The organism is Actinomadura rugatobispora (genome assembly GCF_042656285.1).
Classification (GTDB): Bacteria; Actinomycetota; Actinomycetes; order Streptosporangiales; family Streptosporangiaceae; genus Spirillospora; species Spirillospora rugatobispora.
Genome location: NZ_JBHSON010000015.1, coordinates 45,307 through 62,515, shown reverse-complemented (window position 1 = coordinate 62,515; position 17,209 = coordinate 45,307). Strand labels below are relative to the sequence as shown.

Below are 17,209 nucleotides of genomic sequence, written 5' to 3'. Positions count from 1 at the left end.
CGCCGGCGGCGCCGCTCAGATACCGGTCATCGTGGTGAAGAGCCGCGATCCGGGGTAGCCGCCGCCCCCGTGCTCGCGATCGAGTGCCTCGTAGTCGATTCCGGCGTTCTTCATCGGCAGCGCCGGAGCGAACCGGACTTCGCGCGGGACCTTGTACCCGGCAAGGTGCTCCAGCCCGTGCCGCACGAGCTCGTCAGGGGTCGTCGTCATGCCCGGCTTCACGACGACGATCGCCTTCAGCGTCTGCCCGCCGGCGTCGGCGGCCGGAACGCCGATCACACCGGCGTCCGCGACGGCCGGGTGGCGGCGCAGGCACGCCTCGACCTCGGCGGGGTAGATGTTCTCGATACCCGACTTGATCAGCCGGCCCCGGGGGCCGAGGAAGGTGATCGAGCCGTCGGCCTCCCTGCGGCCGAGGTCGTTCGTCCAGTGCCATCCGTCGTGCTGGCGGCGGCCGTTGAGCTCGGGGCGCCGGTGATACCCGGTCATGATCTGCGGACCGCGGACCGCGATCTCGCCGATCTCGCCGGGCGCGACCTCGCGCCCGTCCTCGCCGAAGAGTCGCAGCTGGGCGACCGGGCTCGGCCGGCCGTGCAGCCCGGCGACACCGGCCGCCGCCGTCGTGATGAGACCCGTGACCTCGGTCTGCCCGTACTGCGAACTGCTGTTCGGACGGTGGTGCGGGTCGGGCGTGGTCATCGCGCTCCAGCCGGCGTTGCCCGGGCGGGAGCGGAGGGACGAGAGGTCGTAGGCCGCGTGCTCGTTGAACGCGATCACCGCGCTGAGCGTCGGTTCCATGATGAGGGCGCCCATGCACCGGTACCGCTCCACCGCCGCGCAGATCAGCTCGGGATCGGCGCGCGGGACGAACACGTTGGTCCCGCCCAGGTGCAGCGTGGCGAGGGTGTTCCACAGCACGCCCATGCGGTACATCGGGCCGCAGTTGAGGTAGACGTACTCCTCGTTGATGCCGGTCTGGTTCGCGACCACGAGCCCGTGCAGCATGATGCCGGTCTGGCTGAGCAGCGCTCCGTTGGGCCGGCCGTCGAACGCGCCCGTGTACATCAGCAGGAGTGGTTCGTTCGGGTCTACGTAGCCTTCCGGGTCATGGGCCGAGGCGCCGGCCAGCAGCCCTTCGTAGGAGTCCGCGCCGGCGCCGTCGTGCTGGATCCACCTGGCTCCGCCGTCGCGGCGTTCCCGAACGGCGGCGACCTTCCGCTCAAGCTCGGAGGACTGCCAGAAGACGATGCCCGGTTCGGCGTCGTCGATGACGAACGCCAACTCGTCCGCTTCGGTCTGCCAGTTCACCGGGCACACGACCGCACCGCACTTCGCCGCCGCCAGGACGCACTCGAGCAGGCGGTGCGAGTTCTGGCCGAGCCAGACGACACGGTCGCCGCCGGACACGCCGGACGCGCGGAAGACGTCGGCCAGCCGGTTGACGCGGTCGTCCAGCTCCGGGTAGGTCAGCCGCTCGCCGGTGTCGCTGACGACCGCGGTCTGTCGTGGGTGGCTTCGCCGATTCTGCCGGAGGACGTCGCCGAAGGTCAGCGAATGGATCATCAGATGGCCTTCGACGATGTCGATGTCGGGGTCGGTGGTCATGCCCGGGTCTCCCCTCAGTCGGCCCGGTCGTGTCACGCCAGGTGCGGGACGCCGTCCTGCCCCAATTATACGAACGCTGATAGTATATCGCCGGTCCCCCCGTCCTGACGAGGGGATATGCCGACGTGGCCGCCGAGCACCGGCTCTGTGTGCCGCCCCTGAAGGGAGACCGAAGGATGGCTGAAAGGCTCCGGACACTGCCTGAGACGTTGGCGTGGCGCGCGGTGGAGACTCCGGATCGGGTGTTCCTGCAGACGACCGACGGAGCGACCGTCACCTATCGCGAACAGCACGAGGCCGCCTTGGCCGTCGCCGGCGCGTTGCGGGAGGCGGGCATCAAGGCCGCCGACCGGGTCGTGTCCCTGCAGGACCTGCATCCGGTCGCGTTCGCCAACTGGCTCGGCATCGCCCACCTGCGCGCGTGGGACGTGCCCGTGCACACCGGTGCGAGCGGCGACGCCCTCGGCTATGCGATCCGCAACGTGGAAGCCGAGACCGTCGTCGCCGACAGCGTCTTCCTCCCGAAGCTCGCCGAGATCGCGCATGAGCTCCCGCAGCTGCGTCTGGTGCTGGTCACCGACGACGGACCGATTCCCGACCTGCCGTTCGAGGTCGTTCGACAGTCCGAGCTGGCCGGCGCGAAGCCGCTGGAGGCCGCCGATCCGCCGAAGCCGTGGGACGTGGCGACCGTCGTGCACAGCTCCGGCACGACGGGCCCGGCGAAGGCGATCATCGTGCCGTGGGGGTCGTTCAGTGTCCAGGCCGTGCGCATGTGGCCGATGGAGGACCTCACTGAGGACGACGTCTTCTACACCTACGCGCCGACGTACTACACGGCGTCGAAATGCTTCCCCGAGATGATGGCGATGCTCGGCGCCCGCTGTGTGCTGCAGCCCCGGCTGCGGGTCGAGACGTTCTGGAACGATGTGCGGAAGTACGGCATCACGACCTCGATCGTCTATCGGGAGCAGGCGGAATTCCTGCTCAGGCAGCCGGAGACGCCGCAGGACGGGCGGACCTCACTGCGCAACGTCATGATGATCCCGGTCTCGCCGCTGCACCGGGAGTTCCGGGATCGGTTCGGCGTCCGCGTCTGCACCGGCTACGGCCTGTCCGAGGTCGGGAACATCACGACGTCGTCCGGCTGGAACACCGACAACTGGGCCAGCGTCGGCAAGGTGACGGCGGGCGCGCCCGGCTGGCGGTATCGCGTCGTCGACGCGTTCGACTACGAGGTCGCGCCCGGCGAGGTCGGTGAACTGGTCGTGCGCGCGGACGAACCCTGGTCGGTGAGCCTGGGCTACTACAACATGCCCGAGAAGACCGCCGCCGCGTGGCGCAACGGCTGGTTCCACACCGGCGACGCGGTGCGCGAGGAGCCGGACGGCGCCATCCACTGGGTCGACCGGTTCTCCGACCTGCTGCACCGTGGCGGCGCGCCCATCGCCTCCTACGAGATCGAGCGCTATCTCAACGCGCACCCGGAGGTGTCCGAGTGCGCCGCGGTGTCCGATGACACCGGGCCTTCCGGTGAGGACATCCGCGTGTTCGTGGTGCGGACACCGGACGCGAAGATCTCGATCGAGGACCTGCGGGCGTTCGCGGCATCGAGCATGCCGGGCGAGCTGGTGCCGGAACACCTCGAGTTCATCGACGCCCTGCCGCGTACGCAGGCCAGCAACCGGATCCAGAAGGCGGCGCTGCGCGCGCGTCCGGCCCGACGGGCCTGAGGTCCGGTCCGGCCTCAGGCCCGTCGGGTCTGAGGCCGGACGGCCCGGCCCGCTACGGGACGAGCACGGTCTTCCCGACGGCGCGGCGGTCCAGCAGATCGGCGAGGACGATTCCGGCGTCCTCGAGCGGCCGCTCGAACGGCGCGACCGGGTGCAGGGCGCCCTGAACGACGGCGTTCACCATCTCCTCCACCAGCGACCGGTTGGCCTGCGGGTGCCGGGTCACCCAGCTGCCGCGCTCGACACCGATGACGCTGCGGTTCCGCAGCAGCACGAGATTCAGTGGAATCCGGGCGATACCGGCCGGGAATCCCACCACCAGGAAACGCCCGTGGAAGTTGAGCGCGCGCAGTGCCGCCTCGGACAGCTCTCCGCCCACGACGTCGTACACGACGTCGACGCCGTTGCCGCCGGTGAGTTCGCGGGCGGCCGCCTTGACGTCCTCGGTCAGCGGGTCCAACGCGGCCTCGGCGCCCATCGAGAGGGCGAGGTCGCGCTTCTCCGCCGATGACGCGACGGCGATGACCCGGGCTCCGAGCGATCGGGCCACGTCGACCGCCGCCAGTCCCACGCCGCCGCCGGCGCCGGTCACGAGCACGACCTCGTCCGGTCGCACCACGGTGCTTCGAGTGAAGGCGAACCACGCTGTTCCGTAGGCCTGGAGGAACGACGCGCCGCGGGCGAAGTCCAGTTCCCGGGGCAGCCGCACCAGCTTGGTGTCGTCGGCCAGGGCGAACTCGGCGAATCCGCCGTGGGCGGCGGCGAAGACCCGGTCGCCCGGTCGCCATCCGGTGACGTCCGCGCCGACCGCGTCGACGACGCCGGCGACCTCGCCTCCCGGTACGAACGGGGGAGTCCGCGGGACCTGGTACCCGCCCGAGACGAGGAGCGCGTCCACGAAGCCGGCGCCGGCCGACCGCACCGCGATCCGGACTTGCCGCGCACCGGGATCCGGTACCGGCCGATCTTCGACGGCGAGGTTCGCCACGGGCCCCAGTTCACGACAGACGACAGCGCGCATGCGCCGATCATAACCCGATAAGCTAGCGGTGTTCGTTTTTGTGCGCGGGATCGGTCCAGGTCTGCTTGTAGGCATAAGTTGGACCCTCTTGACACTACAAGTGATGCGTCCTACGTTACGGCCACCACCGTGCGCTGCGCCCCGTCGGCGGCGACCACCGCGCCGGCGGTCCGTCACCGTGAGAGGTCGGGATGAAGGCTGCACTCATGTTGAAGCCGGGGTCGCTGGACATCACCGACGTCGCAGTCGACAAGCCGCTGCGCGACGAGGTGCTGGTCCGTACCCTCGGCTCGGGTCTCTGCCACAGCGATCTGCACGTGATCGATGGCGACTACGGCGCGGCCGGGCTGGACGCGCCCGGCGGCATGCTCTTCGGCCATGAAGCCTCAGGGCTGGTGGAAGCGGTCGGCGAGGACGTCACATACGTGCGGCCGGGCGATCACGTCGTGACCTTCCCGCTCCAATACTGCGGGCACTGCGAGTACTGCCTGCGCGGCAGGCCCACTCTGTGCACGGACTCGCCGGGCGCCCGCTCCGCGTCGGCCCCGCCGCGGTTGACCCGGCAGGGGCGGCCCGTCTTCCAGTTCAACAACCTCGGCGGCTTCGCGGAGCAGATGCTGGTGCACGAGCACGCGCTGGTGAAGATCGACCCCGAGTACCCGATGGATCGCGCGGCGATCATCGGCTGCGGTGTGGCGACCGGATTCGGCGGCGTCGTCAACACGGCCGCGGTGCGGGCCGGCTCGGCGGTCGCGGTCATCGGCCTGGGAGGGGTCGGGCTCGCGGCCGTGCAGACCGCGTCGCTCGTGGGTGCCGGACAGATCATCGCCGTCGACACCGAACCGGCGAAGCTCGACCTGGCGCTCGAGCTCGGTGCTTCGCATCGCGTCGATGCGTCATCGGCCGATCCGGTGGGCGAGGTGCTGGAGCTGTCCGGCGGCGGGGTGGACTACTCGTTCGAGGCGATCGGGCTGAGGACCACGGTCGAACAGTCGGTGCGCATGCTGCGCCGAGCGGGGATCGCGACCGTCCTCGGCATCGCCGTCGGGCAGCGCATCGAGCTGGACGGCGGCCTGTTCGTCCACGAGCGGCGTCTGCAGGGAAGCCTGATGGGTTCCTGCCGGCCCCGCACCGACCTGCCGCGCATCGTGGAACTCGACCTGGCCGGGCGGCTCGACCTGCGGAGGTTCATCGATCGGCGCATCGCGCTCGAGGAGATCAACGACGGCTACGACGCGATGCGCCGCCGCCGGATCGCCGGGCGCCGGGTGATCACGTTCTCTCAGTGAGACGGTGCCGGGCGGCGGCGGCCGTGCCGCCGATCCGGCGCACCTCGTCGGGATGGAGCACCTCGATGTCGGGACGGTCCCTCGGGCAGGCCGGAGTTCTCGGTGACTTCCGCCCGCAAGGGACGGTTGACCACTACAGGTCGGTCGAGTCGCGACCGGGACCGGCCACGCCGGTCCGGTGCCGACCGATCTCCTCGGAATGCTTCGAGACCGGTATAAGCCCCCTGGCCGGCGGCTCGTGTGTCGGCGTACCTGTACGGACAAGTAACTGCTGCTAGCGGCGTGATCACTGCAAATCTGCGGACATCCTCTTGCGCCTTGTACGTACAAGTTTTAGCCTTTGGTCACCAGCGCCACCCCCTGGAGTGTGAGGATCACATGGCGAAATTCGACACGATCATTCGCGGCGGCACCGTCGTCGACGGCACCGGGCTGCCGAAGTTCGAGGGCGACATCGGCATCAGGGACGGGAAGATCGCCGCGATCGACGGGCTGCGCTCGTCGACCGCGGAGAAGGTGATCGACGCGGAGGGCCTGATCGTCGCACCGGGCGTCATCGACGCCCACACCCACTACGACGCCCAGCTGTTCTGGGACCCGTACTGCACGATCTCCGGCTGGCACGGCGTCACGAGCGTCGTCATCGGCAACTGCGGATTCGGCTTCGCGCCGTGCCGCCCCGAGGACCGCGACCGGTCGATGCTGTCGATGACCCGCAACGAGCAGATCGGGCTCGAGGCGATGCAGCAGGGGATGCCCTGGGACTGGACGACGTTCGGAGAGTTCCTCGACTCCGTGAACCGTACGCCCAAGGGCGTGAACGTGCTGAGCTTCGCCCCGCTCTCGCCCTTCATCATCTACGCGATGGGGTCGTACGCCGAGGCGAAGAAGCGCCGCCCGAACGAGAAAGAGCTGAAGGAGATCTGCCGGCTGCTGGACGAGGCGATGGAGGCCGGGGCGTGCGGCTGGTCGGTGCAGCGCATGGGCGAGCACTCGATCCAGCCGGACTTCGACGGCACTCCGATGGTCACCGACATCATGACCGACGAGGAGGGGTACGCGTTCGCGCGGGTGCTGAAGGAGCGCGGCGAGGGGACGATCCAGCTGACCTACGCGCCCTCCGGTGACAAGAACGCCGAGGACTTCTTCGACCTGCCGGCCGTGGAGTACTGGGTGGAGAAGCTCGCCGAGTACTCCGGCCGCCCGGTGCTTCACAACACGCTCCTCGCGATCGACGGCAAGCCGGATGTCCACCGGCACGCGATCGAATGGCTCGAGCAGTGCCACAAGAACGGGCTGAACGTCTTCGGCCACGCGGACACGAACCGGAACTTCCAGCAGTTCAACTTCGAGACCTGGAACGGGTTCGATATCGCGCCGGCGTGGAAGGCCGGGCTGATGGGCAGCCCGGCCGAGCGCCTGGCGAATCTCCGCAACCCCGAGATCCGCGCGAAGATGCTGGCGGACAAGCCGTGGCTCGCGAGCATCGAGGGCATCGGGCTCAAGATCGAGCGGATCGAGGTGCTCGCCACCGGCGGGTACCCCGCCCTCGACGAGTACGTGGGGAAGAACCTGGGTCAGATCGGGGCGGAGCAGGGCCGCGATCCGCTCGAGGTGATGCTCGATCTCGCCGTCGAATCCGAGCTGAAGGTGACCCTGCGCACCCCCATCGTCCACACGCCGAACGCCGCGTACATCGCGGAACTGCTCCGCTGCGGCTACGCGCTACCCGGCATCTCGGACGGCGGCGCGCACATGAAGTTCTTCGTGGGCGGCGGGTACAGCACCGACCTTCTGACCTGGATGGTCCGGGACACGGGGCTGCTCAGCCTTGAGGAGGCGCACCACTACCTCTCGGCGCTGCCGGCTCGCGTGAACGGTTTCAAGGACCGCGGGACGCTGATCGAGGGCCAGGCCGCGGACATCATCGTGTACGACCTCGCCGGCCTGAAGCAGGTTCCGGAGGGTCTGTTCGAGACCCGCAACGACCTGCCGGGCGGCGACTGGCGCCGGGTGCGCTGGGCGGAGGGGTATCACTACACGATCGTCAACGGCCAGATCACCTTCAAGGACGGCGTCGCCACCGACGCGCACCCGGGCAAGCTCCTTCGCCATGGCCGCGCCTGACCGGCGTCCGGACCCCGACGGCGGGCGCGGTGCCCCCGCGCCACGTCGGCAGTGCGAACCCGAAGCCGGATCCACATCGGTGCCGGGTCGTCCACCCCGCGCGCTCCGCTCACGTCCGGAGCCGGGCGCGCGGGGGGACACCGTGGCTGAATCGGCCGTATCCAGAGGAGAACAGGCATGACGCTGACGAACGACGCGGCTGCACCGGTTCGTAACGCAAACCGCTTCTACATCGGGGGAGAGTGGGTCGCTCCCTCGTCCGATTCGGCGTTCGACGTGATCGACTCGAGCACGGAGCAGCTGTACTTCCGCGTGGCCGAAGCGCAGGCGCCCGACATCGCGCGGGCCGTCGACGCCGCCCGCCGGGCGTTCGACGAGGGGCCGTGGCCGCGCCTGACCCATGCCGAGCGGGCTGAGTACCTCCGCGCCATGGCGGCCCAGTTCAGGGAGCGCATCGAGGACTTCGCCCAGATCTGGCCGCGGGAGTCTGGTGTCGTCCACACGGCGGCGCTGCATGTGGGTGAAGCGGCCGCGGGCATGTTCGAGTACTACGCGGAACTCAGCGGCACCTACCCGTTCGAGGAACCCGTGATGCCGACGGCCGGCGGCGAGTTCGGCCTGCTGGTACGCGAGCCGGTGGGAGTCGTCGGGGCGATCATTCCATGGAACGGTCCGCTCGGACTGATCGCGGCCAAGATCGCGCCGGCGCTCCTGGCGGGCTGCACGATCGTGCTGAAGTCCTCGCCGGAGGCGCCCGGCGAAGGGTACGTCGTCGCCGAGATCGCCGAGGCCGTGGGGTTGCCGCCGGGGGTGCTCAACGTGGTGACGGCCGATCGGGAGGTCTCCGAGCTGCTCGTCCGCGACCCGCGCGTCGACAAGATCACTTTCACCGGCTCGACGGTGGCGGGACGCCGCATCGCGTCGCTGTGCGGCGAGCGCGTCGCCCGCGTCACCCTCGAACTCGGCGGCAAGTCGGCGGCCGTGGTGCTCGACGACTACGACGTGGCGGCGGCGGCCGCCGTGATCGCCGGCCAGGAGTGCTTCCTCTCCGGGCAGGTGTGCTCATCGCTGACGCGGGTCGTCGTCACCAGGAGGAAGCACAACGCTCTGGTCGAGGCGCTGGCCTCGATCTTCTCCGGCATCCAGGTCGGCGACCCGTTCGACCAGGCGACGCAGATGGGGCCGCTCGCGCTCCGGCGCCAGCGCGATCGGGTCGAGGGCTACATCGCCAAGGGCGTCGATGAAGGCGCGAAGCTCGTCACGGGCGGTCGGCGCCCGCGGCATCTCGACCGCGGCTGGTACATCGAGCCCACGATCTTCGGGCAGGTCGACAACCGGTCCACGATCGCGCAGGAGGAGATCTTCGGCCCGGTGCTGAGCGTCATCCCGGTCGAGGACGAAGCGGAGGCGGTCGCGGTCGCCAACGACACGATCTACGGGCTCAACGCGTCGGTCTTCACCGACGACGTCGATCGTGCCCGGGGGGTCGCCCGTCAGATCCGGTCCGGGACGGTGGGCCACAACGCCTGGCGCTCGGACTTCGGAGTGTCGTTCGGCGGGTTCAAACAGTCGGGCATCGGGCGCGAGGGCGGCAAGGAGGGGCTGCTGCCCTTCCTCGAGACCAAGTACATCGTGCTCGAGGGCCGTCCGAAGGGATTCGAGGAATCGGTCGTCTGACCACCGGAACGGAGGACCGGCGCGCTCTGGGAACGCCCGGGCGCGCCGCCCTCCCGGGGTACACGGAGCAAGGCGGTAGTGGGATGAACGCGGTACCGATGGGGCGCCCGTACAGCGGGCAGCGCCTGGCGAGCAGCGTGAGCGACACGAACATCGTGGTGCTCGATCCCGGCTCGGCGACCGAACCGCCGAGTTCCGGCGGATCCCCGATGCGTCCGGGGCGCTATCTCCCGTGCAGTCTGCCGGCCACGCGAAGAACCGAGCCGGTCGACACGGTGTCCGGGTCGGTGTACGAGGATCCCGCTACCGGCCTGACGGTGTTGTGCACGCGGTCAGGAGCGGGTGCTCTCGCGGTCCATGGGCGCGAGCTGGTGATGGTGCCGCGCACTGTGTATCGACTTCGCGCGGACAACGTGAGGAAGCAGTAAGCGGCGGACACCGCGCGTGCCGACTGAGTCGGCGACGGCCATGGACCTGTGGGGACCGACGGCGCCGACGGTGGATCCGGGCGGGCCGGTTTCAGTCGGTCGCCCGTTTGCGCCCGCGTTCACGGCCCTTGGGGGGTGAGACGACGTTGAAGCGATGGAAGAGGCTGAACCGATCCGCCGGATAGATCTCGTCGGTGAGCTCCATCAACCCGATCTTCTCGGCGTAGAAGCGGTGGATCACCCGCAGGCCGGGTTCGCCGGGTTCGCACCCCAGCCGCCGGGCGATCGCCGGCGGGATGAGCATCGCCGACGAGGTCTGATCGATGTGGGACAGCGCCAGGCCGTAGCCGGCGCAGATCGGAGCGAACAAGACGATCGACGACGGGCCGTGCAGCGAGTCGACGATCTCGCTGTACGGATGCCTGATGTACACGGTGGTGAACGCGATGGGCAGGCGGGTCTGGACCTGCCGCGGCGCGAACCCGGCCAGGTGGCCGCCTTCGGCCCGCTCCCAGTGCAGGCCGGACGCGGAGCGGTACATCTCCGGATCGGGGATGTCCAGCTCGGCGGCCTTCTTCGCCGACATGCCCCGCTTGTTCGGGCGGTAGTCGACGATGTTCTCGGCGGCGTACTGCCGTGTCTCCTCCTCCGACCCGAGCGAGAGGGTGTACCCGCGCAGTCCCGCCGCGATCACCTTGCGGACCGCACCCTGCTGCCGTGAGACGAGACCTTCGAGTTCGACGAGCCGGAACGCCTCGCGCACGGTCGTGCGGCTGACGCCGTACAGCTCGCACAGCTCGTTCTCGGACGGCAGTTCGTCCCCGACGCGGAGCCGGCCGCCCTCGATCGCGCTGATCAGATCCGCGGCGAGCTGCCGGTACCGCGGGATCTTCGCGTTCCAGGGCGACTGCCAGTCGTCCGAGGACAAGGGGCGGCCGGCCTTTCGGCCTTTCGGGCGCGCCTCGGCGGGATCGTTCTCTGCTCGGGCACGGTCACCAGGCGATGAGGGCACCGCTTCAGTATGCCGCGCCGCAAGACCATTCCGGCTCACGGCAGAGGTGCCGGGGCCACCGCGAAGAACCCGCGCCGAGCAGCGGAGGCGCCCGGCGGGTCGTGTCTGGGGTGCATGCGTCGACCTCCGGTGTCTGAATCGCGCGTAGCGGGACTTCGGTCAAGCCTTGACCTGACCGGGGAACCATGCAACTTTAGCACTTGTCATTACATGTATGAGTTGGCGGCCGGGGCGTCCCCCGTCGAGAGCGGCGCACTGACTCGTTGTTTCGGGCGGCCTCCAGGGTCCGCGCCGACACTGGAGCGGGCAACGCAGGCGTCTGACCGGTAGTGACAAGTCACGTGACGAATCCTCTCCTTGCGAGGTGGTCTGATGAGCGTGCCGTCTGTCGGAGCCCTGCCGCTCCACGGTGTACGCGTGCTGGAGATGGCGGACAAGGCGGAGATGTGCGGCCGGTACCTTGCCGACCTCGGTGCGACGGTCATCAAGCTCGAACCGCCGGGGGGCTCGTCGTCTCGCCGCAGGGGGCCGTTCCACGACGGGATGAGCATCTCGTTCGCGGTCCGGAATGCCAACAAACAGAGTCTGACGCTCGACCTGGCGGACGCCGGCGACCGCGGCCGATTCGAGGCGATGCTGGCCACGGTCGACCTCTGGATCGAATCGACCGCGCCGGGCTCGCCGGCCGCGGCGGGCCTCTCCATCGCCGAGCTGCGCGCGCGCCACCCGCGGCTCGTGGTGCTCTCGGTCACCGACTTCGGCCAGACCGGTCCCTATCGCGACTGGGCCGGGAGCCCATGGGTGCACACGGCGATGTCCGGATACCTGAGCCGGTCGAGGATCGGCGACCGGTACCCCCTCATGCCACCCGCCGCCCTGCCGGCGGAGGCGGCGGCCGTCCAGGCCTCGTTCGCGGCGCTCGTCGGGCTGTGGAACGCGATGGAGACGGGAACGGGCGACCACATCGACTTCTCGCTCCTGGAAGCGACCGGGCAGATCCTCGATCCCGCCATGGGCATGGTCGGCACCGCATCGGCCGGAGCCGATGTGGGTGTCGCCGCGACGACACCGGCCCGCCGACGCCCTGCGCCGGACATGTATCCGATCTTCGAGTGCGCTGACGGGTTCGTGCGGGTGGTGCTGCTCAGCCCGCGGCAGTGGCGGGCGATGCGCTCGTGGCTCGGCGATCCGGAAGACCTGATGGACGACGCCCTGGACGCGATCTTCACACGTTTCGCGCGGGCCGGCGAGATCCGCCGGCACGTCAGCCTGCTGTTCAAGGGCAGGTCGATGGCCGAACTCGTTCAGGAGGGCCAGGCTCGCGGCGTGCCCTGCGCTCCGGTGCTCGGTCCGGAGGAGGTCGTCTCGACCGGGCATTACCTCGAAAGGCGGGCGATCGCGCGGCACGAGATAGCCACGGGAGTGGAGGCGAGCGTCCCCACCGGGTTCGTCGAGTTCAACGGCTGCCGCCTCGGAATCCGGACGCGCGCGCCCGACCCCGGCGAGCACAACGCACCGCTCCTGACGGAACTGACCGATGCCCGAGCGACAGGCGCGCCCGTCGCCACCGCCGGCGCCCCGCGCCGCCGGCCACTCGGTGGAATCCGGGTGCTCGACCTCGGCGTCATCGTCTACGGAGCCGAGACCGGACGGCTCTTCGCGGACCTCGGTGCCGACGTCATCAAGGTCGAGAATCGCGCCTACCCGGACGGGGCACGGGTGGCCCGGGGCGGGATGATGAACGCGAACTTCGCCTCGGGGCATCGCGGTAAGCGCAGCATCGGGCTCAACCTGCGCAGCGACCGTGGAAGGACGCTGTTCACGGCACTCGCCGCCGAGTCGGACCTCGTCCTGTCCAACTTCAAGCCGGGCACGCTCGAGTCGCTCGGGCTCGGCTATGACACCTTGGCCCAGGTCAATCCCGGCATCGTGATGGTCACGAGCAGCGCGATGGGAAGCACGGGCCCCTGGGCGCGCTGGATGGGCTACGGCCCGCTGGTCCGATGCGCGTCCGGGCTGTCCAGCCTGTGGCGGTACCCCGACGGTCCCTCGGCGTTCGCCGACGGCAACACCGTGTATCCGGATCACTACGCCGCCCGCGTCATGGCGGCGGCCGGGCTGGCCGCGCTCATCGCGCGGCGCCGTACAGGCCGGGGGGCTCACGTAGAAGGGGCGCAGGTCGAGGCGATCCTCATGCAGCTGTCCGAGTTCGTCGCCCTCGAGAGCCTGCGGCCCGGCGCTGTCAGCGCGAAGGGGAACCGCAGCGACGAGGGTGCCCCCTGGGGCGTCTACCCGTGCGCGGGCAGCGACGAGTGGTGTGTCATCACCGTGCGCGGCGACGAGGAGTGGGCACGCTTCTGCCAGGTGGCGGGGCTGGCCGACCTGGCTGATGAACCGGCATTGCGCACGACCGCGGGGCGCCTGCGGAACCGGGAGCGGATCGACGCCCGTGTCGGCCTCTGGACGTCGAACCTTGAGCCCCGAGCCGTCCAGCACCTCCTGCAGGCGGCCGGCATCCCTGCCGGAGCCATGGTGAGGGCGACGGAGCTGGGGGACGACCCCCATCTCTCCGCGCGCCAGTACCTGAAGCAGCTCCGGCAGCCAGGGCTCGGACCGCTCATCGTGGAGAACGCGCCGTTCTTCTCCGAACGTATCGACCCGCCGCCGCAGGTGCCGGCGCCCGAATTCGGCGAGCACACCCGCGAAGTCCTGACCGAGGTGCTCGGCCTCGCTCCCGGCGAGGTCCAGCGGCTCATCGACGAAGGTGCCGCGGAGGAGGGGACGGCGTGCCGCTGACGCGTACCGCAGTGACCAAGGAGAGAGTGTGCCTGTGAACTCGGCGGCTGACCTGTCGCTGCTCATCGTCCGTGTCTCGGTCGCGATCGTGTTCGTCGCCCACGGCTACCACCACATCGCCCTCGGCGGGAAGATCGCCGGGACGGCCCGCTGGTTCGAGGGCCTCGGGATGCGGCCGGGCATCCTGCACGCCTGGTCGGCCGGCCTGACCGAGATCAGTGCCGGGACGCTGCTCGCCCTCGGCGCCCTCACACCGGTGGCCTGTGCCGGGATCATCGGCACGATGGTCGTCGCCTGGGCCACGAACCACCGCCGGAACGGCTTCTTCGTCTTCCGGCCCGGTGAGGGCTACGAGTACGTGATGGTCCTGACGTTCGTCGCGGTCGGGCTCGCCGGCGTCGGCGCGGGACGGTGGTCCGTCGACCGCGGGCTCGGCTGGTTCGATCCCCCCGGCTGGCCGGGCTTCTTGACGGCGACGGTTCTCGGATTCGGCGGTGCGGCCGCGCTGCTGGCCACGTTCTGGCGGCCCGCGCGATGATCATCCAGCCCTATTTCCACCTGGCGCTCTCTGTGGCGAGCATCGAGGAGGCGATGGCCGACCTCGCGTCGACGGGAGTGCGGTGGCGGGACGTCCTCGACTATCCGCTGTGCGTCTTCCACGGCGGTCGGAGAACCGATGTCCGTATCCGTTCGGTGTACTCGTCCGGGCCTTCGCCGGCCATCGAACTGTTCACCGTGGAGGAGGGGACGCCCTTCGATCCTCTGGTGGAGGGCTCGCGGTTCCACCACATCGGTGTGTGGACGGACGCCTTCTCCGCCGACGTCGCCGACCTGCAGGCACGCGGATGGGAGCTCGCGGCGACCGTCGCGGACGACCAAGGCCGGCCGAGCCGGTTCGCGTTGCACCGGACACCGTTCGGCTTCTATCTGGAGGTGGTGGACCCGAGATGGGCGGGACGGCTGCTCGGTGATCTGCTCCCCGAAGAGCTGCGAAAGCAGGCGTAGTGGGCGGGATGGCGCAGATGACTGCTGTGGTGAGCCGACGCCGGTCGGTGTCGCGCGGACCCGGCAGGGGACTAGCCGGGCCGGCTCGCCGGTTCGGCGGCCTCGAGCACCGTCCGGATGATGCTGGCGGCCACCGTCTCGAACATCTCGTGCGAGGTCTTCTGCCGGCGCTCGGCGGCCTTCGACAGCGCGGGGTAGTGCTTCGCCGTCTCCGGGTCGATCGCGGACGCGGTCGGATCGGCCGTCTCGCTCACCGCGTTGCCGATGGCCCATCGCTCGAGCGACTCGTGCAGCAGGAGGACGTCCTCCACCGGAATGCCGCCCTCGATGAGACGGGCCGTGACCGCCTCCCGGTTGGCCCGGCCGAGCGAAGGGTGCCGGATCAAGATCGGAATCAGATTCGGGTTGGCGAGGAGTGCGTCGCGCAGCGCGACGACCCCCCACAGGAGCAACTGCTGGGGGGCGACATCCTCCTTGAGCATGCGCTCGGGCACCCGTGTCAGGGCGTACTCGGCCACCGCGACGAGGATGTCGTCCTTGTCGCGGAAGTGGTTGTAGAGCGACGCGCCCTTGACGCCGAGATCGGCGGCGAGGCGACGCGTGGTCAGCGCGTCGAGACCCTCCTCGTCGACGATCCTCAGGGCCGCTTTGATGATGCGCTCGCGGGAGAGCACCGGGATCTTCGGTCGGCCTCGCGTCACGCAGGCGAGTTTAGCAGCGCCGCCCGTTCGTCCCGGTCTCCGGCGGCCCGGCGCCGGGGGCTTCGCAGCGCGCGCCGCGGGTGTTAAACTAACAGTGATAGTAATGACTCGGCAGTGTCGCCGCGGGCGAGCATGGAGGAACCAGAGATGACGGTCGTTGAGGAAGTGGCGTCGCCGGCGGCCGACCGGCGTCTCCTGATCATCTCGGCGGACGCTCACGTCGGGCCGCGCCTGGTCGAGGACCTCCGCCCGTACTGCGAACGGCGCCATCTCGAGGAGTTCGACGCCTTCGCGGCGAAGATCGGTCCCATTCCCGTCGAACCCGACGACATCGTCGCCGCGATGCGCGCGCGCGGTATCGGCCGGGAACTGACCGCGGCGATGGCCTGGAACCAGCGGAGCGAGGGCCACTACGACCCGGTCGCTCGACTGCGCGACATGGACGATGACGGCATCGCGGCAGAGGTGCTGTTCCACGGAAGTCAGAACTTCGTCCCGCTCCCGTTCGACGCGAACAACCTGTTCGGCAACATCCAGAGCGTCAACACCGGGGAGCTCGAACTGCTCGCGGCGGGCCGGCGCATCTACAACCGGTGGCTGGCGGACTTCTGCGCGAGCGCCCCCGGGCGGTTCGTCGGACTGGCGCAGCTGCCGATATGGGACCTCGAAGCCAGCATCCGAGAGGTCGAATGGGCGGCCTCCGCGGGCCTGGGCGGGATCAACTTCCCGGCCGCCGACGCGCCGGGCATGCCGCCGCTCGACGATGAGCTCTTCGAGACCTTCTATGCGACGTGCGCCGAACACGAGCTGCCGCTCACGACCCACATCAGCGCCGCACCCCCGACCCATCGGTACTGGAAGAGTCCGTACGGCGGTGCGATCGGCCTGATGGATTCCGGTTGGTGGTGCCGCCGCTCGCTGACGATCCTGACGCTGATGGGCGTGTTCGAGCGGCATCCGGGCCTGCGCCTGGTCCTGACCGAACATCCGGGGGCCTGGCTCGTCGACGCGATGGAAGAGCTGGACTCCATCTACGACTACATGCAGAGCGGTCCGCTTCGCGCCTCTCTGCCGAGGCGGCCGAGCGAGTACATCGGCGAGCACGTCTGGATCGGCGCGAGTTTCCAATCGAGGCCCGAGGCCGAAGCCGCGGTCAGGGACGGTTACAGCGAGCGCCTGATGTGGGGCTCGGACTACCCGCACGCCGAAGGCACCTGGTGCTACCAGGAGGACCGGAACGATGTGCCCATGACGCACGTCGCCATCGCCAACACCTACCACGACCTGCCGCTCCGTGAGGTGCGGGGCATGCTCGGCGACAACGCCCTCCAGTGCTACACGCGCCTGGACCGCGTCCATCTCGCCGGGGTGGCCGACCGGATCGGGGCGCCGCGGCCCAGCGAGGTCCTCAGGGCCGGGCTGGAGCCCAAGACCGAGTTCCACAACAGGAAGACGAGCATGGCGTTCCGCACGAAGGGGCATTGGGCATGACCGGTGAGCTCCTGAAGCCCGGCATCCGGCTTCGCAGCACCACCTGCGACACCCAGGTGATCGTCGTCCGCGCCCCATCGACCGCGCAGGACCTGCGTTGCGGCGGGGTGCCCATGACACGCGACCTGGACGGCCGCGATCCGCGGCCGATCGTTCCCGCGTTCGCCGGCGGTGCCGAGCTCGGCAAGCGCTACACCGACGGGGGAGACCTCGAGGTACTCGTGACCAAGGCCGGTCAGGGCACGCTGTCGATCGGTTCCGAACCCCTGTCGGTTCAAGGTCCCAAACGGCTGCCGAGCTCGGACTGAGCGCGGCCCATCCGCAACG

At 69.6% G+C, this 17,209-nt stretch carries 13 protein-coding genes; 9 read left to right on the top strand and 4 right to left on the bottom strand.

Features of this window, described 5'->3' with window-relative positions; genetic code table 11:
- Positions 1-15 precede the first annotated feature (15 nt).
- On the bottom strand, positions 16-1,605 hold the full coding sequence (locus ACFPZN_RS13270) for an AMP-binding protein (protein ID WP_378282207.1): 1,590 nt from the start codon (positions 1,603-1,605) through the stop codon (positions 16-18).
- A 176-nt stretch (positions 1,606-1,781) separates the two neighbouring features.
- On the opposite strand from ACFPZN_RS13270, the gene ACFPZN_RS13265 reads away from it, so the two are divergent.
- Positions 1,782-3,335, top strand: a complete 1,554-nt coding sequence (locus tag ACFPZN_RS13265) for an AMP-binding protein (RefSeq protein ID WP_378282206.1) — start codon at positions 1,782-1,784, stop codon at positions 3,333-3,335.
- Between the two features lie 52 nt (positions 3,336-3,387).
- Here ACFPZN_RS13265 and ACFPZN_RS13260 read toward each other — a convergent pair whose 3' ends face one another.
- A complete protein-coding gene (locus tag ACFPZN_RS13260; protein WP_378282205.1) occupies positions 3,388-4,356 on the bottom strand; it encodes an NADPH:quinone oxidoreductase family protein in 969 nt (322 codons plus the stop codon).
- 206 nt (positions 4,357-4,562) lie between these two features.
- Between ACFPZN_RS13260 and ACFPZN_RS13255 the strand changes: the two genes are divergently transcribed.
- The 3 genes from ACFPZN_RS13255 (at position 4,563) to ACFPZN_RS13245 (ending at position 9,449) form a co-directional block, all read left to right on the top strand.
- A complete protein-coding gene (locus ACFPZN_RS13255) occupies positions 4,563-5,645 on the top strand; it encodes a Zn-dependent alcohol dehydrogenase (protein WP_378282204.1) in 1,083 nt (360 codons plus the stop codon).
- A 378-nt stretch (positions 5,646-6,023) separates the two neighbouring features.
- Entirely contained in the window at positions 6,024-7,772 is a 1,749-nt protein-coding gene (locus ACFPZN_RS13250) for an N-acyl-D-amino-acid deacylase family protein (RefSeq protein ID WP_378282203.1), read from the top strand.
- 177 nt (positions 7,773-7,949) lie between these two features.
- Complete coding sequence (locus tag ACFPZN_RS13245) at positions 7,950-9,449, top strand: aldehyde dehydrogenase (RefSeq protein WP_378282202.1); 1,500 nt, start codon at positions 7,950-7,952, stop codon at positions 9,447-9,449.
- Positions 9,450-9,968: 519 nt separating this feature from the next.
- On the opposite strand, the gene ACFPZN_RS13240 is transcribed toward ACFPZN_RS13245, so the two are convergent.
- The gene (locus ACFPZN_RS13240) at positions 9,969-10,805 is read right to left on the bottom strand and encodes a GntR family transcriptional regulator (protein WP_378282201.1); all 837 of its coding nucleotides are present in this window, start codon (positions 10,803-10,805) and stop codon (positions 9,969-9,971) included.
- 456 nt (positions 10,806-11,261) lie between these two features.
- Here ACFPZN_RS13240 and ACFPZN_RS13235 point away from each other — a divergent pair, with 456 nt between their 5' ends.
- The 3 genes from ACFPZN_RS13235 to ACFPZN_RS13225 are packed head-to-tail and all read left to right on the top strand — an operon-like array spanning position 11,262 to position 14,690.
- Complete coding sequence (locus tag ACFPZN_RS13235) at positions 11,262-13,685, top strand: CaiB/BaiF CoA transferase family protein (protein ID WP_378282200.1); 2,424 nt, start codon at positions 11,262-11,264, stop codon at positions 13,683-13,685.
- Between the two features lie 34 nt (positions 13,686-13,719).
- Positions 13,720-14,223, top strand: a complete 504-nt coding sequence (locus tag ACFPZN_RS13230) for a DoxX family protein (RefSeq protein WP_378282199.1) — start codon at positions 13,720-13,722, stop codon at positions 14,221-14,223.
- Entirely contained in the window at positions 14,220-14,690 is a 471-nt protein-coding gene (locus ACFPZN_RS13225; protein ID WP_378282198.1) for a VOC family protein, read from the top strand. Before ACFPZN_RS13230 ends, ACFPZN_RS13225 begins: the two co-directional genes overlap by 4 nt.
- 71 nt (positions 14,691-14,761) lie before the next feature.
- Here the strand turns inward: ACFPZN_RS13225 and ACFPZN_RS13220 are convergent, their stop codons facing one another.
- On the bottom strand, positions 14,762-15,364 hold the full coding sequence (locus ACFPZN_RS13220) for a TetR/AcrR family transcriptional regulator (RefSeq protein WP_378282197.1): 603 nt from the start codon (positions 15,362-15,364) through the stop codon (positions 14,762-14,764).
- Positions 15,365-15,538: 174 nt separating this feature from the next.
- On the opposite strand from ACFPZN_RS13220, the gene ACFPZN_RS13215 reads away from it, so the two are divergent.
- Together ACFPZN_RS13215 and ACFPZN_RS13210 are read left to right on the top strand one after the other, a co-directional pair.
- A complete protein-coding gene (locus ACFPZN_RS13215; RefSeq protein ID WP_378282196.1) occupies positions 15,539-16,882 on the top strand; it encodes an amidohydrolase family protein in 1,344 nt (447 codons plus the stop codon).
- A complete protein-coding gene (locus ACFPZN_RS13210; protein ID WP_378282195.1) occupies positions 16,879-17,190 on the top strand; it encodes a hypothetical protein in 312 nt (103 codons plus the stop codon). The genes ACFPZN_RS13215 and ACFPZN_RS13210 overlap by 4 nt, the downstream gene beginning before the upstream one ends.
- Positions 17,191-17,209 lie beyond the last annotated feature (19 nt).